Annotated in this window: 19 protein-coding genes; 12 read left to right on the forward strand and 7 right to left on the reverse strand. The window is 64.5% G+C overall.

The annotated features are described in order from the left end of the window. The first annotated feature begins 171 nt into the window (after positions 1-171). The 5 genes from M6689_RS01375 to M6689_RS01395 all read left to right on the forward strand — a co-directional run bounded on the left by M6689_RS01375 (position 172) and on the right by M6689_RS01395 (position 6,028). Positions 172-1,422: an NAD(P)/FAD-dependent oxidoreductase gene (locus M6689_RS01375; RefSeq protein WP_298266897.1), complete on the forward strand. Its 1,251-nt coding sequence runs from the start codon at positions 172-174 to the stop codon at positions 1,420-1,422. Continuing rightward, positions 1,419-2,546, forward strand: a complete 1,128-nt coding sequence (locus M6689_RS01380; protein ID WP_298266899.1) for a DUF362 domain-containing protein — start codon at positions 1,419-1,421, stop codon at positions 2,544-2,546. The genes M6689_RS01375 and M6689_RS01380 overlap by 4 nt, the downstream gene beginning before the upstream one ends. A 327-nt stretch (positions 2,547-2,873) precedes the next feature. Then, a complete protein-coding gene (locus tag M6689_RS01385; protein WP_298266901.1) occupies positions 2,874-4,076 on the forward strand; it encodes an efflux RND transporter periplasmic adaptor subunit in 1,203 nt (400 codons plus the stop codon). Further along, positions 4,077-4,802: an ABC transporter ATP-binding protein gene (locus M6689_RS01390; RefSeq protein WP_298266904.1), complete on the forward strand. Its 726-nt coding sequence runs from the start codon at positions 4,077-4,079 to the stop codon at positions 4,800-4,802. Continuing rightward, positions 4,799-6,028: an ABC transporter permease gene (locus tag M6689_RS01395; RefSeq protein WP_298266906.1), complete on the forward strand. Its 1,230-nt coding sequence runs from the start codon at positions 4,799-4,801 to the stop codon at positions 6,026-6,028. The genes M6689_RS01390 and M6689_RS01395 overlap by 4 nt, the downstream gene beginning before the upstream one ends. A gap of 209 nt (positions 6,029-6,237) precedes the next feature. Here M6689_RS01395 and M6689_RS01400 read toward each other — a convergent pair whose 3' ends face one another. Then, a complete protein-coding gene (locus M6689_RS01400; RefSeq protein WP_298266909.1) occupies positions 6,238-7,557 on the reverse strand; it encodes a DEAD/DEAH box helicase in 1,320 nt (439 codons plus the stop codon). 134 nt (positions 7,558-7,691) lie between these two features. Between M6689_RS01400 and trmB the strand changes: the two genes are divergently transcribed. Genes trmB through M6689_RS01430 form a run of 6 tightly spaced genes read left to right on the forward strand, consistent with a single transcriptional unit; the run spans position 7,692 to position 13,479 of the window. Continuing rightward, positions 7,692-8,321 (forward strand): tRNA (guanosine(46)-N7)-methyltransferase TrmB, encoded by a 630-nt coding sequence (gene trmB / locus M6689_RS01405; RefSeq protein WP_298266912.1) that lies wholly within the window; start codon positions 7,692-7,694, stop codon positions 8,319-8,321. A gap of 21 nt (positions 8,322-8,342) precedes the next feature. Continuing rightward, a complete protein-coding gene (gene truD / locus M6689_RS01410; RefSeq protein ID WP_298267077.1) occupies positions 8,343-9,539 on the forward strand; it encodes a tRNA pseudouridine(13) synthase TruD in 1,197 nt (398 codons plus the stop codon). Between the two features lie 55 nt (positions 9,540-9,594). Continuing rightward, complete coding sequence (locus M6689_RS01415; protein ID WP_298266914.1) at positions 9,595-9,918, forward strand: DUF4212 domain-containing protein; 324 nt, start codon at positions 9,595-9,597, stop codon at positions 9,916-9,918. Further along, positions 9,911-11,440 (forward strand): VC_2705 family sodium/solute symporter, encoded by a 1,530-nt coding sequence (locus M6689_RS01420; RefSeq protein ID WP_298266916.1) that lies wholly within the window; start codon positions 9,911-9,913, stop codon positions 11,438-11,440. The genes M6689_RS01415 and M6689_RS01420 overlap by 8 nt, the downstream gene beginning before the upstream one ends. Before the next feature lie 12 nt (positions 11,441-11,452). Next, positions 11,453-12,679: a putative nucleotidyltransferase substrate binding domain-containing protein gene (locus M6689_RS01425; protein WP_298266918.1), complete on the forward strand. Its 1,227-nt coding sequence runs from the start codon at positions 11,453-11,455 to the stop codon at positions 12,677-12,679. A gap of 5 nt (positions 12,680-12,684) precedes the next feature. Beyond that, positions 12,685-13,479, forward strand: coding sequence for a sugar phosphate isomerase/epimerase (locus tag M6689_RS01430; protein WP_298266920.1), 795 nt, complete (start codon positions 12,685-12,687; stop codon positions 13,477-13,479). Positions 13,480-13,489: 10 nt separating this feature from the next. Here the strand turns inward: M6689_RS01430 and M6689_RS01435 are convergent, their stop codons facing one another. The 6 genes from M6689_RS01435 to M6689_RS01460 all read right to left on the reverse strand — a co-directional run bounded on the left by M6689_RS01435 (position 13,490) and on the right by M6689_RS01460 (position 21,940). Beyond that, positions 13,490-14,560 (reverse strand): DUF294 nucleotidyltransferase-like domain-containing protein, encoded by a 1,071-nt coding sequence (locus tag M6689_RS01435; RefSeq protein ID WP_298266922.1) that lies wholly within the window; start codon positions 14,558-14,560, stop codon positions 13,490-13,492. A 103-nt stretch (positions 14,561-14,663) separates the two neighbouring features. After that, complete coding sequence (locus tag M6689_RS01440) at positions 14,664-17,837, reverse strand: ATP-binding protein (protein WP_298266924.1); 3,174 nt, start codon at positions 17,835-17,837, stop codon at positions 14,664-14,666. Continuing rightward, a complete protein-coding gene (locus M6689_RS01445; protein WP_298266926.1) occupies positions 17,834-18,025 on the reverse strand; it encodes a hypothetical protein in 192 nt (63 codons plus the stop codon). Before M6689_RS01445 ends, M6689_RS01440 begins: the two co-directional genes overlap by 4 nt. 92 nt (positions 18,026-18,117) lie before the next feature. Further along, positions 18,118-20,853: an exonuclease domain-containing protein gene (locus M6689_RS01450; protein ID WP_298266928.1), complete on the reverse strand. Its 2,736-nt coding sequence runs from the start codon at positions 20,851-20,853 to the stop codon at positions 18,118-18,120. Then, positions 20,850-21,221, reverse strand: a complete 372-nt coding sequence (locus tag M6689_RS01455; protein ID WP_298266931.1) for a response regulator — start codon at positions 21,219-21,221, stop codon at positions 20,850-20,852. Before M6689_RS01455 ends, M6689_RS01450 begins: the two co-directional genes overlap by 4 nt. Before the next feature lie 263 nt (positions 21,222-21,484). Then, entirely contained in the window at positions 21,485-21,940 is a 456-nt protein-coding gene (locus M6689_RS01460) for a universal stress protein (protein WP_298266934.1), read from the reverse strand. Between the two features lie 373 nt (positions 21,941-22,313). On the opposite strand from M6689_RS01460, the gene M6689_RS01465 reads away from it, so the two are divergent. Further along, on the forward strand, positions 22,314-23,096 hold the full coding sequence (locus tag M6689_RS01465) for an IclR family transcriptional regulator (RefSeq protein ID WP_298266938.1): 783 nt from the start codon (positions 22,314-22,316) through the stop codon (positions 23,094-23,096). Positions 23,097-23,100: the final 4 nt, after the last annotated feature.

Consider the following 23,100-nt stretch of genomic DNA (forward strand, 5'->3'; position numbering starts at 1 on the left):
TCCTTTCGTGAGGGCCATCATAGCAGATAATTCATGTAAACCGAACAGCCGGTTGTGCCGAGGGGCAATTCGGGATATCCTTCCACCATCGCCGCCGCTCTTGACCCAGGTCAAGGCGTGGGTGGACGCCGGGGCTAAGCTGGAGAAAGAAACCGGAGAGGAGATGTTATCGTGAAGCGGGTTGTCATCATCGGCATGGGGTTCGGCGGGATCAGGGCGACGCGGGAGCTGGCCGGGAAGGGGCTCGACGTCACCCTGGTGGACCGGAACAACTACCACCTCTTCCAGCCGCTCCTCTATCAGGTGGCGACGGCCGGGCTCGAACAGGAGTCCATCGCCTATCCGGTGCGCGCCATGGCCCGGGGGTGGGCCGGGACCCGTTTCCATCTGGCCGAGGTGACAGGGATCGATTTCGGGGCGCGGGAGGTCCGGACCGACAACGGTGACATCCCCTACGACTACCTCGTGGTGGGGGCCGGAAGCGTCACCAACTACTTCGGCCTGGAATCGGTGGAGCGGCACGCCTTCGACCTGAAGGAGCTGGTCGACGGCGAACGGCTCCGCAACCATATCCTCACCGCCTTCGAGCGGGCGGTGGTCGAGCCCGATCCGGCCAGGCGCCGGGCGCTCATGACCTTCGTCATCGTCGGGGGCGGCCCCACCGGCGTCGAGTTCGCCGGTGCCCTCATCGAGCTGGTCCGCTTCGTCCTCGCCAAGGATTACCCGGAGCTGAGCGTCCAGGCGGCGCGGGTTGTCCTGGTGGAGGCGTTCGACCGGCTCCTGGCGGCCATGGAACCCCCTCTGCAGCTCTATACCCTGGAGAAACTCCGGCGCATGGGGGTGGAGGTCCTCTTCAACGCCCGGGTGGTGGATGCCGGCCCGGAGCGGGTGGTCCTCCACGACGGCGCCGTCATCCCGGCCCACACCCTCTTCTGGTCGGCGGGGGTGAAGGCCGCTCCCCTCGCCGCCGCGCTTGGCGCCGCAGCGGGGCCGGGGGGGAGGATCCGGGTGGAGCCCGACCTGACGCTCCCGGGACAGCCCGAGGTCTATGTCATCGGCGACATGGCGTATCTCGAACAGGATGGCGCTCCCCTCCCGATGGTGGCCCCGGTGGCGATGCAGATGGGGATCTGCGCGGGGCGGTCGATCCTGGCCCGGGAGCGGGGGGAAAGCGCGCCGCCGTTTCGCTACCGCGACAAGGGGAGCATGGCGACCATCGGCCGAAGCGCCGCGGTGGCAAGCGCATTCGGGATGAAGTTCCGGGGGTATCTGGCCTGGCTGGTCTGGCTTCTGCTCCACCTCTATTACCTGATCGGCTTCCGCAACCGGATCGTTGTGATGCTGAACTGGATCTGGTACTACTGGTTCCATGAGCGGCAGGTGCGTCTCATCACCGAGCGCGAACGGGCGGGGGCGCAATGAACGTCGTTGTCGTCGAGGGGTCCGAAAGCTATCGCCCCGAGGTGCTCGGGCCGGCCATCCGGCGCCTGCTGGACCCCTTCGGGGGGATGGGGGCCTTCGTCCGCCCCGGGGAGCGGGTCCTGCTCAAACCGAACATGCTCGCCGCCAGGGAGCCGGAGCGGGCGGTGACCACCCATCCGGCGGTGCTCCGGGAGGTAATCGGACAGGTCAAGGAGGCGGGGGGGATCCCGCTCGTGGGGGATTCCCCCGGCGTCGGCGGCATCCGGCGGGTGGCGGAGAAGAGCGGCCTGCTGGCGGTCATCGAGGAGACCGGCGCCGAGCTCGTCCCCTTCGACGAAACCGTAACGGTGCGCGGCGGGGGGATGTTCCGGGAGTTCGCCGTCGCCCGCCCCTACCTGGAGGCGGACCGGCTCGTCAACCTCCCCAAGCTCAAGACCCACGAGATGATGACCATGACCTGCGCCGTGAAGAACCTCTTCGGCGCGGTGGTCGGGGCCGCCAAGGCGGGGTGGCACTTGAAGGCGGGGGCCGACCGGGAGCTTTTCGCCCGGATGCTCCTGGAGATCTATCTCCTGCGCCGCCCCGATCTCACCATCGTCGATGCGGTCCTCGCCATGGAGGGAAATGGTCCGGGGAGCGGCGACCCGCGCCACGCGGGGCTCCTTCTGGCCGGGACCAACCCGGTGGCGGTGGATGTCATTGCCGCCGAGCTGGCCGGCATCCCGAAGAAGCTCCTCTGGGTGGAGCGGGCCGCGGAGCGCCTCGGCCTCGACGGCTGGGACCGGGCCGCCATCGAGACCCGGGGAAAGGGGGTCGAAGAGGCGAAGCTTCCTCCCTTCCGGCTGCCGCACCTCTCCGATGTCCAGTTCGGCCTCCCGCCCTTCCTCAAGAACCGGCTCCGCCACTACCTCACTTCCCGCCCCTGCGAGATCCCCGGCGCCTGCAGGCTCTGCGGCATCTGCCGCGACGCCTGCCCCCCGGGAGCCATCGCGATCCGGGACGGCCGGCTCCACTTCGACTACCATGCCTGCATCCGCTGCTTCTGCTGCCGCGAGCTCTGCCCCGAAGGGGCGCTCGGCGTGCGGGACGGGGCGCTGCTGGGGATTATCAAGAAATTTGCATAAGATTATTTAATCTTTTCCTAAGGTTGACTTTCCCGGGGGCGACCATTACCATATGACTATCCGGACCCGAATCGGGCGGGAAAGAACGCTTGCGAAAGGAGACCCAGGCCATGTGGACCACCATTTATATGCTTCGCCCGGTGACCCGTTGCAAGGAGGGTTGCCGACGCAAGCCCGCCGCCTGACGGTGGCGGGCTGAAAACCACGGGCCCCCTGGTTATTACGACCAGGGGGCTTTTTCATGTCAACGCGGTTGTGTCCTGCTGCGTTTTTGAATCACAGCAGAGCCTCAGTAAAAACGCCATTTCCCTCGTCGAGGTCCCCCGCATGAAGAAATTCCTCATCCCTGCCGCCGCCATTTTCGTGGTGGCGGGCGTCGCCGCGTACTTCACCCTGAACAGGAAGCCGGAAACGGTGTACAGGACCGCCAGGGTCGAGCGTGGCGACATCGTCTCTTCCGTCTCCGCCACCGGCAACCTTGCCGCCGTGGTGACGGTGCAGGTCGGCACCCAGGTCTCGGGCACCATCCAGAAGCTCTTCGTCGACTACAACTCGCCGGTCAGGAAGGGGCAGGTCATCGCCCAGATCGACCCCTCCCTCTTCTCGGCCCAGGTGGAGCAGACCGGGGGGAACTACCTGAACGCCCAGGCCACCCTCCTGAAGGCGAAGGCCGATCTCACCGATGCCCGGCGCAACCTGGAGCGCAACCGCCAGCTCCTCAAGGACGGCGTCGTCTCCCAGAGCGATTTCGACACCGCCGACAACCGGTACCAGCAGGCGCTGGCCACCGTGAAGGCGGCCGAAGGGACCGTGGCCCAGACCCGCGGCTCCTTCAGCCAGGCCGGGACCAACCTCCGCTACGCCACCATCCGCTCGCCGGTGGACGGCATCGTCGTCTCCCGCAACGTGGACGTGGGACAGACCGTGGCCGCCTCGTTCCAGACCCCGACCCTCTTCACCATCGCCCAGGACCTGACCCGGATGGAGATCGACACCAGCGTGGATGAGGCCGACATCAGCCGGGTGCAGGTGGGCCAGCCGGTCAGCTTCACCGTAGACGCTTACCCCGAGAACCGCTTCACCGGCACCGTCCGCCAGGTCCGCAACGCCCCGGTCGTCACCCAGAACGTCGTGACCTACGTGGTGGTGATCGACGTCGACAACAAGGACCTGAAGCTCAAGCCGGGGATGACCGCCAACGTCAGCATCGAGACTGCCCGCAGAGAGAACGTCCTGAAGCTCCCCGCCGCCGACCTCCGCTTCCGGCCGAAGAAGGAAGGGAAGGAGGCGAAGGCGGAGCAGACCGGCCCGGAGCAGCGCCGCAGGAAGAAGGAAGGGGGGCAGCAGGTCTACATCCCCGGCCCCGGGAACAGGCCGCTGTCGGTGCCGGTCAAGACCGGCATCAGCAACGACGGGCAGGTGGAGCTTATCTCGGGGAATCTCAAGGAAAACGATGAGGTGATCGTGGGGCAGGCGACTTCCCAGGAGAAAAAGTCGGGTGGCATGGGCCCGATGGGGCCGAGGTTCTAGATGGGCGAGGTGGTAAGACTTACGGACGTCACCAAGGTCTACACCATGGGGGATCAGCGAGTGGAGGCCCTGAAGGGGGTCTCCTTCACGGTGCGGCAGGGGGAGTTCGTCGCCATCATGGGGGCGTCGGGGAGCGGCAAGTCCACCTGCATGAACATGCTCGGCTGTCTCGACGTATCTACCGCCGGCGAGTATCTCCTGGAGGAGGTGAACGTCGGGAAGCTCTCCCGCAACGAGCTGGCCGAGATCCGCAACCGCAAGATCGGCTTCGTCTTCCAGGGGTTCAATCTCCTGGCCCGGACCACGGCCCGGGAGAACGTGGAGCTGCCGCTGGTCTATGCCCGGGTGCCGGCGGCCCTTCGGCGGGAGCGGGCCTTGGCGGCCCTGGAGCGGGTGGGGCTAGCCGGCCGGGCCGACCACTACTCGAACCAGCTCTCCGGCGGCCAGCAACAGCGGGTCGCCATCGCCCGGGCGCTGGTGAACGAGCCGGCCATCATCATGGCCGACGAGCCGACCGGCAACCTCGATTCCCGGACCACCGTGGAGATCATGGCGATCTTCCAGGGGCTGAACCGCCAGGGGATCACGATCATCATGGTAACCCACGAGCCGGACGTGGCGGCCTTCACCGGCCGGCACCTCATCTTCCGCGACGGCACCATCATCGCCGATACGCCGAACGCCTCCCCCGCCGTGGCGGTGCTGGTCTCCGGGGAGGCCCCATGACGACCCTCTGGCAGAGCCTCCTGATCGCCCTCCGGGCGCTGCGGGTGAACAAGATGCGGGCGCTTCTGACCATGCTCGGCATCATCATCGGCATCGCCGCCGTCATTGCCATGGTCGCCATCGGCGCGGGGGCCAGCAAGATGATCTCCGACCAGATCTCCAGCATCGGGAGCAACCTCCTCCTGGTCCTCCCCGGCTCCACCACCAGCGGGGGGCTTCGCACCGGCGCCGGCGGCACGCCGACCCTCACCTACGACGACGCCCGGGCCATCAAGGCGGAGTGCCCCTCGGTGGGGGAGGTGGCCCCCACGGTCCGGGGGTCGGCCCAGGTCGTCTACGGGAACCAGAACTGGTCCACCATCGTCATGGGGTGCACGCCGGAGATGCTCACCGTCCGGGACTGGCCCCTTGCCGCCGGCAGAGACATCTCCCAGTCCGACGTGGACGGCGCCACCAAGGTCTGTCTCATCGGCCAGACCGTGGCCGACAACCTCTTCGGGGATGCCGACCCCATCGGCAAGATCATCCGGATCAAGAAGATCCCCTTCACCGTCGTCGGGCTCCTCGGGAAGAAGGGACAGTCCCCCCAGGGGACCGACCAGGATGACGTGATCTTCGTGCCGCTGCGCACCGCCCAGCGCAAGCTCTTCGGGAGCCAGTTCCCCAACTCCATCGGCGCCATGATGGTCCAGGCCCGGAGCGCCGACGTCCTGAATAAGGCCGAGGAGGAGGTGATCGCGCTCCTCGACCAGCGCCACCGGATAGGCCCGAGCCGCGAGCGGGACTTCACGGTGCGCAACCTGTCGGAGATCCTCGCCGTCGCGCAGCAGTCGTCCCAGGTCATGTCGATCCTTCTGGGGGCGGTCGCCTCCATCTCCCTCATCGTGGGGGGAATCGGGATCATGAACATCATGTTGGTTTCGGTGACGGAGCGGACCCGGGAGATCGGGATCCGGATGGCCATCGGCGCCAAGCAGCGGGACATCCTGCTGCAGTTTCTGACCGAGGCGGTGCTCCTCACCACAGTGGGGGGGATCATCGGCATGGGGATGGGGGTGCTGGGGGCCATGGTGGTCTCGAAAATCATGCAGTGGCCGACCCTGGTCTCGATCCAGTCGATCGTCATCGCCTTCGTCTTTTCCGCCGGGGTCGGCGTCTTCTTCGGCTTTTACCCGGCCCGCAAGGCGGCGAACCTGAACCCCATCGACGCGCTACGCTACGAGTGAGCCGACAGGATAAACAGAGTCAACGAGGATATTCAGGATAATCAGGAGATGCTCATGCAATAGTCCCCAATAGTTCCCTCCCTCCTGGCGGGGGAGGCTTTTGCTTAGGATAATAAACAATAACAAAATCTGTTTTTTCGGATGGTTACAACAATGAAAAAGGGGAAAGCAACCGATGCTTTCCCCTTTTGCCATTATTCCTTGTTTGATTACTCGCCTTTTTCCCCCGCCGGCTTCTTCTTCCGGGGGCGGCGCCGGCGTTTCTTCGCTTCTCCTTCGGCGGCCCCTTCCTTCTTTTCCCCTTCCGGGTGTTTCCTGCCGTGGTGGACCGGTCCCTTGGCCCGCGTTTCGTGGTGCTTGGCCTTCGGCTTCACCCGCTTGAAGTCGTGGACGAAGAGGTCGTCATCGGCCCACTCCACCGGGATCTTGTCCTTGATGTACTCGTGGATCGCCTCCAGGTGGAAGGCGCCGTCCTCGTCGGCCAGGGAGATCGCCTTCCCCTCGGCCCCGGCCCGGGCGGTGCGGCCGATGCGGTGGACGTAGTCCTCGGCGTCCTGGGGGAGGTCGTAGTTGATGACGTGGGAGACCCCGTCGATGTGGAGACCCCGGGAGGCGACGTCGGTGGCGATCATGATCGGGAGCTTGCCGCTCTTGAAATCTTCCAGGATCCTGAGCCGCTTGCGTTGTTCCACGTCGCCGGAGATGACCCGACAGGGGAAGTCGTTGGCGTTGAGCCGCTCATCCAGGAACTCCGCCTCCCGCTTGGTGTTGACGAAGATCATGGTCCGCTCCATCCCCTCCCTGCGCAGAAGGCCCAGAAGGAGCGGAAACTTCTCCTTCCGCCCTACGTGGTAGAGGACCTGCTCCACCCGCTCGGCGGTCATCTGCTCGGGGGTGACCGCCACCTTCTCGGGGACGTTCATGAACTCGTAGGCCAGCTCCATCACCCGCTGGTTGAGGGTGGCGGAGAACATGAGGTTCTGGCGCGCATCAAAGGGGGGGAGCCGCCGGAGGATGAAGCGGAGGTCGGCGATGAACCCCATGTCGAACATCCGGTCTGCCTCGTCGATGACGAGGACCTCGATCTCCTTCAGGGAGTAGACCTTCTGCTTGAGATAGTCGATGAGCCTCCCCGGGGTGCCGACCACCACGTCGGCCCCTTCCTTCAGGGCGTTGCGCTGCTTCATGTAGTCGACGCCGCCGTAGATCGCCTGGATGGAGAGGCCGCAGTGGGCGCCGAGCACCTGGGCGTCCTTCTCGATCTGGACCACCAGCTCGCGGGTGGGTGCCAGGATCAGCGCCCGGGGATGGCGGCTCACCCCCTGTTTTTCACTCGTGAGCAGTCTGGTGAAGAGGGAGATGAGGAAGGCGGCGGTCTTGCCGGTGCCGGTCTGGGCCTGGCCGGCCACGTCGCGGCCCGCGAGGGAGAGGGGGAGGGTCTTTTCCTGGATCGGGGTGCAGTCGGCAAACCCCGCATCGGCGACCCCCCGCAAGACCGGCTCGGGGAGGTTCAAGTCACTGAATTTCATCTGGTGTTCCTTTTTTACGTTATTTCAATCGGATAGCTATAGCACAGAGGCGGCGAAATGGCAAGAAAAGCGCTTCCGCGTTTCCGCCGTTTTGTGCTATGGTACGCGCACTTTCACGCAATCGGGAACCATCCATGCAGCGAATGATCGAGATCCAATCCCCCTTTTTCCTCAACCCCGACGAACTGGCCACGCCGGTGGAGTGGGCCGCCCTCTTCGGCAACGCCAACCCCCTGGCCCTGGAGATCGGCTGCGGCATCGGCGACTTCATCGCCAAGACCGCCGCCGACAATCCCGGCACCAACTATATCGCCATCGACTTCTACAACAAGGGGTGCTACAAGACCTGCCACCGGATCGAGAAGCACGGTCTCGCCAATGTCCGGGTCGTCCGCGACGAGGCGCGCAAATTCATCGCCGAGCGGATCCCGAAGGGGTCGCTGGCGGCGGTCCACATCAACTGTCCCGACCCGTGGCCCAAGAAGCGCCACCGCAAGCGCCGCCTCGTGAACCGGGAGTTTGCAGCGTTCATCCGCGATTACCTAGCGCCGGGGGGAGATTTCTACTTCGCCACCGACTTCGACGACTACGGGCTCGATGTGGCGGAAATGATGGCCGGCGTGCCGGGGTTCGAGAACCGCCTCGCCCCCGACCGCTACCGCCACGAGCTGGAGGGGTACCATCTCTCCAAGTACATGCAGAAGTTCATGGCCGAGGGGAAGCGGATCTACTTTGTCCACTACCGCAGGGCGAGCGAGGGGTGAGGCGTGAGGGGTGAGGAGCCGATACATAGTTACCTGACCGCCGGCCTTCCCGGCACCGGCGGAACCATCAAGGAAAGCCCCGAGGATTTTCTGGTGGAGGAGCTTCCACTCTATCCGCCGTGCGGCGAGGGGGAGCACACCTACGCCCTCATCGAGAAGCGCGGCATCACGACCCTGGAGGCGATCCGGCGGCTGGCACGGGCTTTGAAAGTGCCGGAACGGGAGGTCGGGTACGCCGGAATGAAGGACAGCCGGGGGGTGACCCGCCAGACCGTGTCGCTTCCCCGGGTGGCGCCAGAAGAGCTCCGCGCCCTGGAGCTTTCCGGCGTCGTAGTCCTCTCGGCCGTGCGCCACCGCAACAAATTGCGGCTCGGGCACCTGGCGGGAAACCGCTTCCGGATCCGGATCCGCGGCGTAGTGCCGGAGGCCCTGCCCCGGGCCGAGGCGGTCCTGGCCGTGCTCGCGCGGCGCGGGGTGCCGAACCGCTTCGGGGAGCAGCGCTACGGCGTCCAGGGGAACAGTCATCTCATCGGCCGGGCCATGCTCGCCGGCGACTGGCGCACCGCGGTGGATCTCCTGATCGGCGATCCGGCGCGGGTCGAGGGGGAGGGGTGGCGGGGCGCCATCGAGGCGTACCGGCGGGGGGCGATCGAGGAGAGCCTCCACCTCTTTCCGGGGCACTGCCGGACCGAGCGGGAGGTGCTCCAGCGCCTCGTGAAGCGTCCCGGCGATTTCGAGCGGGCCTTCCAGGCCGTCCATCCCCGGCTCAGGAAGCTCTACCTCTCGGCCTGCCAGTCCCACCTCTTCGACCGGGTAGTGACGGAGCGGCTCGATTCCCTCGATACGGTCATGGCGGGGGATCTCGCCTGTAAGCACGAAAACGGCGCCTGCTTCCTGGTGGAGGATGCCGCCGTCGAGGCCCCCCGGGCCGCCCGGTTCGAGATTTCCCCCACCGGCCCGCTTTTCGGCTGCCGCATGACCCAGGCCGGCGGGGAGGAGGGGGAGCGGGAACGGGCGCTTCTCGCCGCCGCGGGGCTCACCCCGGCGAGCTTCGATCTTCCCGGAGGCCTCAGGATGGAGGGGGAGCGCCGTCCCCTGCGGGTGCCGATCGGGGGGGCGCGGGCGGAAGTCGACGCCGGGGGGCTTCTCCTGGAATTTTCGCTCCCGAAGGGGAGCTACGCCACGGCGGTGCTCAGGGAGATCATGAAGTCGGAGTGAGGCGTGGGCGCATGTCGCCATTTTACGGTACAATACTCGACGTGGAGGGGTGTTCATGCAGGAGCGCGAGCGGTACGACGTCAATCTCTTTCGCCCCCGCCAGGGATACATGACCGGCGAGGTGGCGATCATCCTCGCCGTTCTTCTCGGCTGGGGGGTGGTGAACTTCGGCTTTCAGGCCGTGCTGCGGCTTCTGGCCGAGACTCCCGACGGCGAGGGGATCTTCACCCGCCTGACGTTTCTCTCCTTCCCCTGGCACTTCTGGTTCACCGCCCAGTTCCTCCCCCTCTGGTTCATCATCCTCTGCATCCTCTTCAACGTCTACATCGACCGTCACACCGAGCGCCACAGCCGCAGAAGGGACCGCAGTCATGACTGACGCCGGCTTCAACCTGATTCCGCTCCTCATCGTGGCCGCGACCCTCGGTTCCTTCATCCTGACGGGGCTGCGGGCCAGGAGCCGCGAGATGAGCGACTACGGCCTGGGGGGCCGCTACATCGGCCGGATCGGGGGAGGGGCGGCCATCGCCAGCAACTGGATGAGCGCGGCGAGTTTCCTCGGCATGGGGGGGCTCCTCTACCTCCAGGGGTACTACGCCCTCGCCTACGTCATCGGCTGGACCGGCGGCTACGTCCTGCTCCTCGTCCTCATGGCGGGGCAGATCCGGCGCTTCGGCAAGTACACCGCCCCCGACTTCGTGGGGGCCCGCTACGACTCGCCCGCGGCGCGGCTCATCTCGGCCGGCATCTCCATCACCATCTCGGTCATCTACTGCACCGCCCAGTTCAAGGGGATCGGGATGCTCTTCGCCTGGCTCTTCGGCACCGACTACCGCAGCGGCCTCCTCCTCGGCGGCACCGTGGCGGTGGGCTACGTGATCCTCTCCGGGGTGCTCGGGGTCGCCCGCAACCAGCAGCTCCAGTACACGGTACTGATCGTCTCCTTCATCCTCCCCCTCATGGCCCTGGCGTACAAGCTCGGCTACTTCTGGGTGCTCCCTCAGTTCGGCTACGGGGTTGCGATCCAGGATCTCAAACGGGAGTTCGGGGTGAATTTCGCCGCTCCCTTCGCCGCGGGGAGCCTCTTCCAGTGGGTTGCCCTCTGCTTTACCCTCATGGTGGGGACTGCCGGGCTCCCCCACGTCCTGTCGCGCTTCTACGTGGTTCCCAATATCCGCGACGCCCGCTGGAGCCTGGTCTGGGGGCTCTTCTTCATCGCCCTCATCTACTGGTCGGCCCCGGCCTACGCGGTCTTCGCCCGGCTCCTGGAGGCCCGGGCGGGGATGGTTCCACCCCCCGTGGCGGCGGAAAAGATGGCCGACATCGTGGTGCTCAAGACGGCGGTTCTCGGGGGGCTTCCCGAGTGGATGATCGGGATTCTCGCGGCGGGGGGAACGAGCGCCGCCTTCTTCACCGTGGCGGGGCTCCTCATCACCGGCGCCGCCTCCTTCTCCCACGACATCTACTACCGCCTCATCAACCCCCGGGCATCGGAGGCGACCAAGATGGCGCTCGCCAAGGGGACGGTCGTCGCCCTTTCCGCCCTGGTGCTTCTCATCGCCCTCCATCCGCCGGGGCTCATCGCCGAGATTACCGCCGTGGCCTTCGCCCTGGCCGGCAACACCATCTTCCCTGCCTTTCTCCTCGGCATCTGGTGGGGGCGGGCGAACCGCCACGGCGTCATCGCCGGGATGCTGACCGGTGTCGTCGTCACCTTCGCCACCCCCCTCTTCGGCCGGTTCGTCCCGGCGGTGGCCGACATCTTCCCCCTCACCTCGTCCGCCCTTTTCGGAGCCCCCCTCGTGGTGGCGGTGATGATCGCGGTCTCGCTCCTCACGCCACCCCCCTCCGACGAGATGCGCCGCTTCCTGGCCGACCAGGTCCACGGCCACATGGAGTGATCAGGAGAAACCATGCCGATCTTCATGGGAGCGAAAGGCGAGGATGTCCTCTCCCGGCGGGGGACGGCCGATTTTCTGGCCCGTCTCCGCCAGGAGCTCTACGGCCGGCTGGCGCACCTCCCGCCGGGGGAGGACCTGGCGCTCCTGGCTGGGCTGGAGGAGAAGCTTCGCGAGGAGATCGCCTCCGAGGAGCGGTTCTCGGGCGAGTTTTCGCGCGAACTGGCGGAGCTCGACGAGGCGGGCGACTCCGCAAGCCTGACAACGCTCCTCCAGCGGCTGCGCGCCATGGCCGCCGAACATTTCCGCCGGCACGGGTCGGTGCCGGCGTTCCATCTCCTCTGTACGGCGGCCGTCGACCGGGCCGTGGCGGCGGCGGTCCGTCTTACCCTGCGCTGGATGGAGGAGATCGGTCCCGGCGCTCCGTCGTCGCCCTGGTGCCTGATGGCCATCGGAGAGGTGGGGCGGGGTGAGGCGTCCCTCTTCTCTTTGTGCGATCTCCTGCAGATCCATGGTTCGGATGGGGCTGAGGAGGCCCCCATCTTTGCCGGCTTTGCCGGAAGGATCTCGGCTCTTTGCGAGGAGATCGGCCTCGCGAGCCGCACGGGTATCGGTCCCTCTCTTCCCGCCTGGCGCGGGAGCATGGCGGATTGGCGGAGCCGGATCACGGCGCGCTGCACCGAAGGGGGCGAAGATATGGAAGGTGTCGTCCGGATGGCGGACCTGCGCCTGGTGGCGGGTAACCCTTCGCTTGCCGCCGCGGCGGTCAATCTTGTCCGGGCGATGCTCGACTACCACCGGGAGCCGTTGCGGGAGGCGGCCCGGAGAACGGCGATGATGCCATCGGGGTTCGACTTTTTTGGTCGCCTCCGGGTGGAGCGGGGCGGGGCTCACCGGGGGGAGTTCAACCTGGGGCTCTACGGCATCGAACCGCTGGTGGCTCTGGTGCGGGTGCTGACGGTGCGGTTCGACGTTTCGGAAACCGGGACCGTGGAGCGGATCAGGGGGCTGCTGCAGGGGGGACGGATCGACGTGGAACTGGCCGAGCGGCTCCTGTTCGCCTGGCATGCCCTGGGGGGGCTTGCCGTGGCCGAAGAGATCGGACGGGGGGAGCGCGCCGGCGGGCTTTTCGTCTCCCCCGGGACCCTGTCGGAGCATGCGCTGGAAGAGTTGAAGAGGAGTCTGGAGGCGGTGGGGACCCTCCAGAAGATGGTTTACAGCAGCGTCTCCGGGCAGTGGTGAGCGGGATGCGGATCTCACTCTCCCACGGCACCATCTTCACCTTCCCCCTTGGCAGGGTGATGGGGATGGCGCGCAAGGCAGGCTTTGACGGGGTCGAGCTGGTAATCAATCACGACTTCCAGAAGGTTAACTGCAAAAAGCTCATCCGGGAGCTGGCCGAGATCCTGCCGATCAATTCCCTCCATGCCCCCTTCATGCTGCTCGACGACTGGGGAAACCCGGTCGACTCTCTCAAGCGGAGCGTGGAGCTTGCCGCCGAATGCGGCGTACCCCTCGTCAACTTCCATCCCCCCTCGTGGGTGGGGGTCGAGTTCGGATTCTGGCGCTGGATGTACCGCATCACGGACTTTCAGAAGGAGGTAGGGCAGGGGGGGGTGATCGTGACCCTGGAAAACATGCCGTGGGTGGGGCGCTTCAAGATAAATCCCCACATCCTCTCCCAGACCGGCAAGCTGATCGACTTCATCCAGGAGCGGAACCTCTTCATGACCTTCGACTGCACCCACATGGGGTCGGGGAAGGCCAACTTCATCAACGACTTCTACCTCTGCTACAACACCGGGCGCATCAGGAACATCCACTTCTCCGACTATGGCCACGGCCGGGAGCACCTCCTCCCCGGCCGCGGCATCCTTCCGCTCACCCGTTTTTTGAACCACCTGCGCAATACCGGCTACAACGACACCCTCACCCTTGAGCTCTCCCCCGCGGAGTTCCCCCGGGACGAGCGGATCATCGTGGAGAGCCTCAAGGAGATCCTCATCTATCTCCGGAAAGAGACCGAGCATCCTTCTTCTTGAATAAAATTAATCAGAAGGAGATGTAGTCGAGCAGGTAGTAGTCGCGGAATATCCACAGGAAAGTGCTGACCCCATTGAGGGCTTGCCGGAATTGCTCCCGCTCTCTGGCGGACAGGGCCAGCGGGTCGACGTAATTGGTGGGGGTGTTTCCTGCGGCCAGCGACTGAAGCTGCAACTGCAGCCGAAGCTGAACAAGGAAGGTGTATGCTTCTTCGATGGTTGCAAGGTCGCCGCCGGCGAGAACTCTCCGCTTCCCGAGGAGTTCGAGCTTTTCCCAGGTATTGCCGCCGATGATGCCGGCTTCGAGGGCCAACAGGCTTGCGCCTGCGGTAATGGCGAAGATGCCGGCCTTCTTGAGGTCGACCTTGCCCTTGTGTTCTCCGCTCTGCTCGACCCGGATGCGTCCGAGCATGGTGAACGGCGACGGGAAGCGCACAACATGGCCCGCCATGTTGGGGAGGAAGAAGGGGGAGAGCCGGACGGCGGCGCGGATATGGTCGCGCAATTGCGTGCCCAGGGCCATGTCGCCATGGAGGGGCCGAAGGTCCTGAAACATGCCGAAGTTGAGCATGTGCTCCGGGGTGGGAACGGTTATCCACTGTTCGAGAAGCTGCTTCCACTCGGTGAGGCTGTGGCGCCACTGGGGGTTACTGGCCATCATGTTGCCGGGACAGCGGGGGACGCCGATTTCTTCGAGGGCATCGACGAGCCGGGCGGCGAAGCGTTCGACGTCGCGAAGTTTCTCGGGCGGGAGGTCGTCGACGTAGACGATGGCGCTGTCCTGGTCGGTGCGCAGGGTCTGTTCGCCCCGTCCTTCGCTGCCAAGGACGAGGTAGGCGGCCCCTTCGGGGAGGTGGATACCTTCGGTGCTTTCCAGCAGGGCAATGAGGCGCAGGTTGATGGCATCGTTGAATCGGGAGATGAGTTGCACAATGCTTTTTATGTCGGCGTGCTCGTGGGTGGCGAACCTCACGATGCCGAGCATCTTCACGCCGAGTTCCCGCAGTTCGTCGATGGACCGGGCTGCCTCGATCTCCTGGTGGAGGTAGAAATTCTCTTCACTGATTACCCTGTTCGGCATGACACCCTCGTGGATTCGCCATTCAAAAAAGCATTTGAAACACGGAGCAACTGAGCAACTGAGGTAAATCTGAGAAGAATCGTTTTATCGGGTGCCGGGATTATTATTGGCTGACCTGGAATTTCCCGGCGAGGGGAACGGTGAAGGAGAACACCGCGCCGGCTCCCAGCTCGCTTTCGACCCAGATCTTTCCTCCCATCCTCTCCACGATCTCCCGGGAGATCGTCAGCCCCAGCCCGGTGCCGAGGGCGTGGGATTTCTGGGGGTCCCGCACCTGCTGAAAGCGCTCGAAAACCTGCTCCAGGCGGTCGGGGGGAATACCGGGGCCTTCGTCCGCCACGCTGATCATGGCAAAACCGTCTTTCTCCCGCCCGCTGAGCCGGATCGTCCCTCCCTCCGGGGAGAACTTCGCGGAGTTGCCGAGGAGGTTCGTCAGCACCTGGTGGAGCCGATCCGCGTCGGCATAGACCGGCGGGAGGCCGGCTTCGACAAGGCTTTCCACCTTGATCCCCTTTTCGGCGAAGAGCGGGTGTGTGGTGCCGAGGGCCATGGAAAAGACCGGCTCCAGTTCCAGCGGTTCGGGCTGTAGCTCCAGGCGGCCCGCCTCGATCCTTGAGAGATCGAGCAGGTCGTTTATCATGCGGGTGAGCCGCTCCGCCTCGTTATGGATGATACCCACGAACTTCCTGCGCTTTTCCTCGTCGTCCACGCCGTAGCGCAGCAGAATCTCGGAGAAGGAGCGGATCGAAGTAAGGGGGGTCCGCAACTCGTGGCTCGCCGTGGAGAGGAAATCGCTCTTGAGGCGGTCCAGCTCCCGCAGCCGGGCGTTGGCCTGCTCGAGCTCGGCCGTGCGCCGGGCCACTTTCTCCTCCATGGCATGGCTGTATGCCTGAACCTCGGAATAGAGGCGGGCATTGACCGCAGCCATGGCGAGCTGGTTGGCAAGGGCTGCGAAGAGCTCGACGAACTCATCGGTGAAGTGCATGGGGCCGCGGGTTGCATAGGCGGTGAGTACTCCGATCACCCGCCCCTCGTAGGTCATCGGCGCGTGGATGAAGGCGCTCACCGGTATTTCCTTGGCCAGCTTGGAGATGAGCAGGGGCTTGTCGATCTCCCGGGTGTCTCCCACCACGGCCGGCCGGGCGTCCAGGAACGAGGTGCCGAAATAGGTCTCCCGCGTGGGGGCCATGGCGGCCGCCACCACGTAAGCTTCGCTGAGACCCACGTGGCTGCGGATCCTCAATATGCCGTCCTCCTCCAGGAGTCGGACCGCCATGTGCTCGAAGCCGAACTCCCGCTTGATCAGGAGGAGCACCTCCTGCAGAAGCGTGTCGATGTCCAGGCTCCTTGAGAGGGCGCGGGAGGCCTCGTGGAGGACCATCAGCTCCCGGAGCCGCCGTTCCAGGGCATCCTTGCTCTCTGCCAGAGTCTTGGAGACGCCGCCGAAGACGTCCAGTATCTCCACGGCCCGCTCCCGGGGCCACGCAAGGGTGCTGCTGATAATCATGCGGGCCGACTGGGTTCCGAGGGCACTGGCCAGGCAGCGCTCGGTAGCTTCCAGGAGCACCTGCGGGGAGGAGCGCTCGGGTAGGACCCCCAGCACATCCTGGGCCGTCCGGAAACCCACAAAGCGCGTCAGAAGCATTTCCAGGTCGGCCCTCGTGGCCCATGCGGCCGGCAGCCTCGAACGCTGGGCCTCCTCCTCGGGCTGGGGGGTGAGGAAACTGAAGATGAAATAGGTCCCCAGGTTGAACACCAGGCTCCAGATCAGGGCGTGGGTCCAGGTGTCGAATCCCTGCAGCCCGAACAGGGCCCGGGGCCGCAGCAGTTCGATCCCCCAGGGGCCTTGCGTCAGGATGGACGGGCTCACCCACCCGGAGTCAGCGAAGCTGGGGAGAAGCAGTGTGTAGATCCATATCCCGAACCCGGCGGCAAGCCCGGCGAGGGCCCCGGTTCGGGTTCCCCCTTTCCAGTACAGGCCGAGCAGGACCGCGGGCGCAAACTGGAGCACGGCGGAGAAGGACAAAAGCCCCGTGGCAACGAGGGTATGGGACTCGCCGATCCACCGTTTGAAGGCGTACCCAAGGAGCACTATGCCGAATATGACGGCCCGCTTGGTGTACAGGAGGGGACGGGAAAGGTCCACTCCGCCCAGTCCGCGAAATGTCGGGGAAATGCGCCCCAGGAGCGCGACCCCGGGATGGTGGAGGATCATCGTTGACAAAGCGACCGAGGCGACGATGACCATGCTGGTCGCGGCGGAGAATCCTCCCAGGTAGGCAAGAAACGCCAGCCCCGTATGACCGCGGGAGAGCGGCAGGGAAATCATGAAGAAATCCTGGTTCAGATTTCCTCCATACAGGCGCCCGACCAGGGCCACGGGGAGCACGAGCAGATTGATGAGAAACAGGTAGGCGGGAAATGCCCAGGACGCCGTCCGCAGGTGCTCCTCCCGCACGTTCTCCACGATCAGCATGTGAAACTGGCGGGGCAATAGGATCACGGCCGACGCGGAGAGCACGCTCAGGGTGACCCAGGTGGGTAGCGATGTCCCCGACCCCTCCCCGAGCAGAAACAGGCGCGAGAGGTTCGGGTCCGCGGCGGCTTTCTCGAAAACCTGCGTCAGCCCGCCGCCGATGCCGAAGGTGATGTAGGACCCGATCGCCAGAAAGGCCCCGAGCTTCACCGCGCTCTCGAAGGCCACCGCAGCGACCATCCCCTCGTGCCGCTCGGTGGCGACCAGGCTCCTCGCCCCGAAGAGCCCGGCGAAGATCGACAGGCCGAGGGCAGCCCAGAAGGAAGCGTCGTAGAATATTCCCGAGGTCTCGGCGCGCCCCGTGAGGAGGTCGAAGGTGTACCCCACCGCCTTGAGCTGGAGCCCGATATACGGGGTGATCCCGATCACCATTATGGCGGTGGCAAGGGCGCCCAGGGTCCACCCCTTCCCGTACAGGACCTCCAGCAGGTCCGGCAGGTTCGTGACCCCTTCCGCCCGGCAGAAGGAAACGAGCCGCTTGAGCAGGGACGGCCCCAGGAGAAAGATCAGGGTGGGACCCAGGTAAACCGGCAGGAATCCCAGGCCGGTGGACGCGGCCTGCCCCACACTGCCGTAGTACGTCCAGGAGGTACAGTAGACCGCCAGGGAGAAGCTGTAGACCCAGGGGTTGTCGACCAGACTGCGCCCCCTCTCCCGGGCCTTGTCCGTGGCGTAGGCGATGGCAAACAGGCCGAGGACATATCCAATGCCGAGGAAGGCAATCCAGAAGGTCTGGTTCACGGTTCATCTCCCCGGGTCAGCACCCAGCCCGCCAGCACCAACGCGCCCCAGGCCGTGAACAGGTACAGGGGCAGAATCGGGATCCCCAGGAATGTGCCCGGCCGGTTGAACATCCCCAGCAGTGGGGGGAACAGGGCAACGAGCCCCACGGCAAACAGGGCGGCGAGTCGGCGCGAGGTCACATTCATTTTGACTACCTCCAAAATCGAAGTTCAACGTTCAATGTTAAAAAAGAACTTTGAACTTCGAACCTTGAACTTTGAACTTGAACCTTGAACGCCTAGAACCTCGACGACTGCCAGCGCAGCAGCAAGTGCCGGTCGCAGAAGGCCTTGGCGTCCGCAAGGGTTCTTACTCCGCGCGCCGGCAAAAGCGAAAGGAGTCCGAGGAACACGTGGGCGGTGGCACGGGCGTCCCCCAGGGAGGAGTGCCGCCCCTCGACCGTGATCCCCATCCGTTCAGCCATGGCGTCGAGGCTGTGTCCTTCGGTCCCCTCGTGAATGCCGTAGGAGAGGAAAAGGGTGTCGAGGATCGGGTTGTCGATCTGGGGGAGCCCCGCTTCGGCCGCGGCCATGTCGAGGCACTTCTTGTCGAATGCCGCGTTGTGGGCCACCAGGACCGAGTCCCCCACGTACTCGACGAATTTCGGGTAGACTTCGTTCATGGAGGGAGCGCCTGCCACCATGTGGTCCTCGATATGGTGAATTTTCACCGATTCGGGAGGGATCGGCCGACCAGGGTTGACCAGGGTGTTAAAGATGTCGGCGCCCTGGACCTTCCCCCGGCGAATGCGCACCCCGCTGATGCTGATGATCTTGTCCCCCTGGGAAAGGTTCAGCCCCGTGGTCTCGGTGTCGACCACCACGTAGTCGAGATCCGCCAGATCTGCCAGGAGCAGATCTTCCCGCTCGAAAACCGGCCGCGGCAGGAATAGGTCGAAATTGTAAAACTCCGGCTCCCCCTCGATCAGCCCGTCTGCACTCCGTACTTTGGAAACGGCGGTTGCCTGCAGCAGGGCCAGCCGCACCTCGAAGGATTCACCGGCGGAGCGGGTCCACAACTCGCCGCGATTTCTTCGCACCGCCTCTCCCAAGGGGAGGGGATCCTCGCCGGCAGGGCTCACCTGGAGGACTTCCAGCTCGGCCGGGTCCCCCTTGAAGGGGCCCTCGACCCGAAAGGTCGTAACCACGGTCCCGTCTTCCACCCGGAGGTTCGCGCCGACCCGCGGCTCTCCGGAACTCCTCTGTCCGATCCACCGGAGGACGCACCGCAAGGAGGCCACCCAGGAGAACGGCTCCACCATCACAGGGGGAATTGAGGAGTCGCCGGCCTCGATCTCAACGGAGAGCCCGGGGACCGAAGCCGGTGATTCCTCCACGAGCTCCCGGGGATCCGAAGGGATGGCCGGCCAGCGCGACGTCCGGGAAGCGCCGGCGGCCTCCTCCATGGCCGTCACCCGTTCGCTCAAACGATCCATCTCCTCCGCCAACGCCGCGAGAAACGCCTGTTGTTTCTCCGCGGGCATCTCCCGGTGTCGCTGGAGCGTCTCGACCAGGGAACGGGAAGTGGCCACCGGACCCTTGAGGAGCCGGGGCATTTCCCGCAGGGTCTCCTCGAACTGCTTCCCCTCCTCGGTGGGAGCGCTCAGGTCTCGAAACACCAGGAGGAACCCAGCCCGTTCCCCTCCGGGACCGGGGACGACCGACAGGGAACCTTTGAGAAGCTTCCCGTCCCTGAGTGGAAAGACCACCTCTTCCACGGTCTCCCTGCCCGGGCTCCACCCCTGGCGAAGTCGTTTCAAGTGAAAGCTGAGCCGGTCGCTGGGGAAGATCCGTGACAGAGGAGCTCCAATGCCCGAGCTGAACCCCCGCTCCAGGATGATCCGGGCCCGGGGGTTCATCAGGATGGTCTCTGCGGCCTCGTTGGCCACTACCACACCGTCGACCATGGTGCGAAGCACGGTCGCCAGACGATTCCGCTCCTCCTGCACCGTCCGGGTCGCCTCCCGCACGCGCCCTTCGAGTTCGTCGTAGGCCTTGGCCAGGTTCTCGGCCATGAGGTTGAACTCGTGGGCCAGATCCGCGATCTCGTCCCCTCCTTCGATCTTGATCCGGTGGCTCAGGTTGATGCGGGAAACGATCTCGGCGCCGCGCCGAATCTCCAGGATGGGGCGCATGTACTGGTCGGCCATCCACCACGCCAGGGTGGCGACGAGAATGATGTACAGAGCCAGGAATAACGCTATCTGGCGGCTCACCGAATGTAGATTGCCGAACACCTGGGACGCCGGCTGGACCACGCCGAGGAACCAGTCGCGGGGGAGGGTGCCCGCGGGTATCTGCACTGCCGCCACGCCGGCGAAATAGCCCTCGCCGCCGGCATCAAAGGTCACCCAACCGGTTCCCCCTTCTTCGACGGGGGGGAGGGGGATCGTGTGGCTTCCCGCCAGGCGCTGCCCTCCGCCGGAGAACAGCACCGCCCCCCCTGTTCCCCCCTTTTGGTGCAGATCGAGGGACTGTTGCACCCCTTCCAGAGCGAAGGAGACCTCAAGCACGCCGAGGGGGTTCCCTGCCGTGTCCGTTACCGCAACCCGGTAGTCCAGGGTTTTCCCGGAGACCGAGGCGAGGGATTGTCCCTGGCCCGGTTCCGGCAGGCGACCCCCTGGCACCGGATTGATCCGCCGGATCCATGGCTGGGATTTTCGGGCCGACGACAAGATCTTTTCCGGCAGGGGGGCCGCGCCCGCAAGGGAGGCTCTGACCTCAGGCAAAGCCGCCAGGGCAGCCGCGGTCTGCTGGTAACCGTGCAGCTCACCCCGCAGATGCTCTGCCAACTGTCCCGCCTCCTGGGCGAGCTGGCGCCCCTGGATCTTTCCCACTTCGTCGCGAGCCGCGAAGAACAGGGCTGCCATGGCTACTATCAGAGGGAGCACCGCCAGGCCCGTGAGGGACACGATCAAACGGTAGCGCAGGCTTTTTTTCCAGTGGTGGGGCCGGGTCTCCTGATCAGTCGTCATGGCTCTATCATCGCACGGATCTTCTCGAGCAGATCCTCGGTACTGAACGGCTTTGTCACGTACTCGTCCGCCCCCACCTCGAGCCCCTTCTTCTTTTCAAGGGTCTGCCCCTTGGCCGTGAGCATGATCACTCTTGTCCCGGCCATATCCTCCCGCTCCCGAAGGATCCGGCATACCTCGTAGCCATCTTTCCGGGGCATGTTGACGTCCAGGAGGATCAAATCCGGCCGCACGCGCCCGGCCACTTCTAGGGCCTCCTCCCCATCCCGCGCCGTGTGGACCTCATACCCCTCCATCTCTAGGATGAATTCAATGGACATGAGGATGTTGGGCTCGTCATCCACAGCAAGAATCTTTTTCTTTCCCATTTTTCGTTTCCTTGAGCCTCTCTCGATCTGTCCTTTACTGAGTTTCAATTCATATGTTTGAAGGCACTCTTCCCTCAGATTTTACTCCGTTGCTCCGTTGCTCTGTGTTTCAAATGCTTTTTTCAAGATTAATTGTAACAGAAATTACCTCCGTAGAAGACCGGAGGAACAGGGGGCCGGGGCGCCCCAGGGAATAATTGAACGGATAGAAGGAAGAAGGAGGTCCACGAGTGAGGAATTATCTCAAGAGTCCGCCGGATTTCCTACCCCCTGACAATGTAGATCGAGCACGGGGCGTTTTTCGCCACCTTGTGGGAGACGCTGCCGAGGAGTTTTCGCTTGATGAACCTCTTGCCGGAACTCCCGATGACGATGACGTCGATCTGTTCCTGCTCGGCAAAGGCGATCAGCTGGTCGGCGGGGTCGCCGTACACGGCCTTGATCTCCAGGGGGATTCCCGCCTCCCGGGCGTCTTTCTCGATTACGTAGAAGACCCGTTCGCGCAGCTCGTCCCACTCCTTCGTCTCCGTAATGGGCGGGGGGGGGACGAAGTCGGTGAAGGTGCTCCGCGGCGCGTTGGGAAGGACCAGCATGGCGTAGATTTTGCTTTTGAACTGGCTCGGGTTCCCCGCCGCCATCCGGACCGCCTCTTCGGCTGCCTTGTCGGAGAGGGGGGAGCCATCGATGGCCACCAGGATTTTTTTTGGCAGGTTCAGCATGTGCTCCTCCGGGAATAAAACAGGCGAGATGATAGTCGGCGTTACGTGCCGCGCTGGAGGGAGAATTCGCAACATTACGGCCGGGCTGCATTTTTGTCGTGCGGCGGTCGAAGGCGCCGATTTTGCCGTTTCGGTGCCGACTGTAAAGCAAATATTCACCCTTGACAATTATAAAACGATATTCTATCGTTTTTTGAATCACCTGCCGCAGCGTGGGAGGGAGCTGTGGCCGGGGATGGTGCAGCCATCCAGGCTGGAGGGAGAATTTGAGGGGTCTTTCCGCGGTTTCGCGTCCCCGATGTTTAACTTGACTTATTTTCCCTGAAGAAGTATCAAACCAAATTCATCTTTTTCCTGAGAAAAAGGGGCACCAATGGCCAAAAAGGACAAATCGGAATATATCATCCAGGCGGTCGATCACGCCCTTGACCTTCTGGAGCAGTTCCACGACGACGTGGACGAGCTCGGGGTGACCGAGCTCTCCAAGCGGCTCAAGCTGCACAAGAACAACGTTTTTCGCCTCCTCGCCACCCTCGAGTCCCGGGGGTACATCGAGCAGAACCGGGTGACCGAGAACTACCGGCTTGGCCTGAAGACCCTGGAGCTGGGTCAGACCTTCATCCGCCAGATGGGGATCCTGCGCCAGTCGCGGCCGGTTCTCGAAGCGCTCGTCGCCGAATGCAACGAGACCGCATATGTGGCGATCCTCAAGGAGCAGAGCATCGTGTATCTGGACGTCGTGGAGACCGACATGACGGTGCGGGTCGTTCCGCGCGTCGGCTCGCGTCTTCCCGCCTACGCCACGGCGGCCGGCAAGGTGCAGATTGCATCGCTGACCGACGAGGAGCTCGACAGTTTCTTCCCCCACAAGGAGCTGAAGGGGTTCACGCCCAATACCATCACCGACAAGGATACGCTGAAGAAAGAGCTGAAGCGGGTGGTGGAGATGGGGTATGCCATCGACAACGAAGAGCTCGATATCGGGGTCCGCTGCGTCGCGGCACCGATTCGCGACTATACCCGCCGGATCATCGGTGCCGTCAGCCTCTCGGGCCCCTCCATGCGGTTTACCGACGAGCGGATGGAGAAGGAACTCATTCCCCTGGTCCGGAAGGCGGCCGACGAGATATCGATGAAGCTCGGCTACCACAAGTGACAGA

This window comes from Geobacter sp., from assembly GCF_027327745.1.
In the GTDB taxonomy this organism is placed as follows: Bacteria; Desulfobacterota; Desulfuromonadia; order Geobacterales; family Geobacteraceae; genus Geobacter.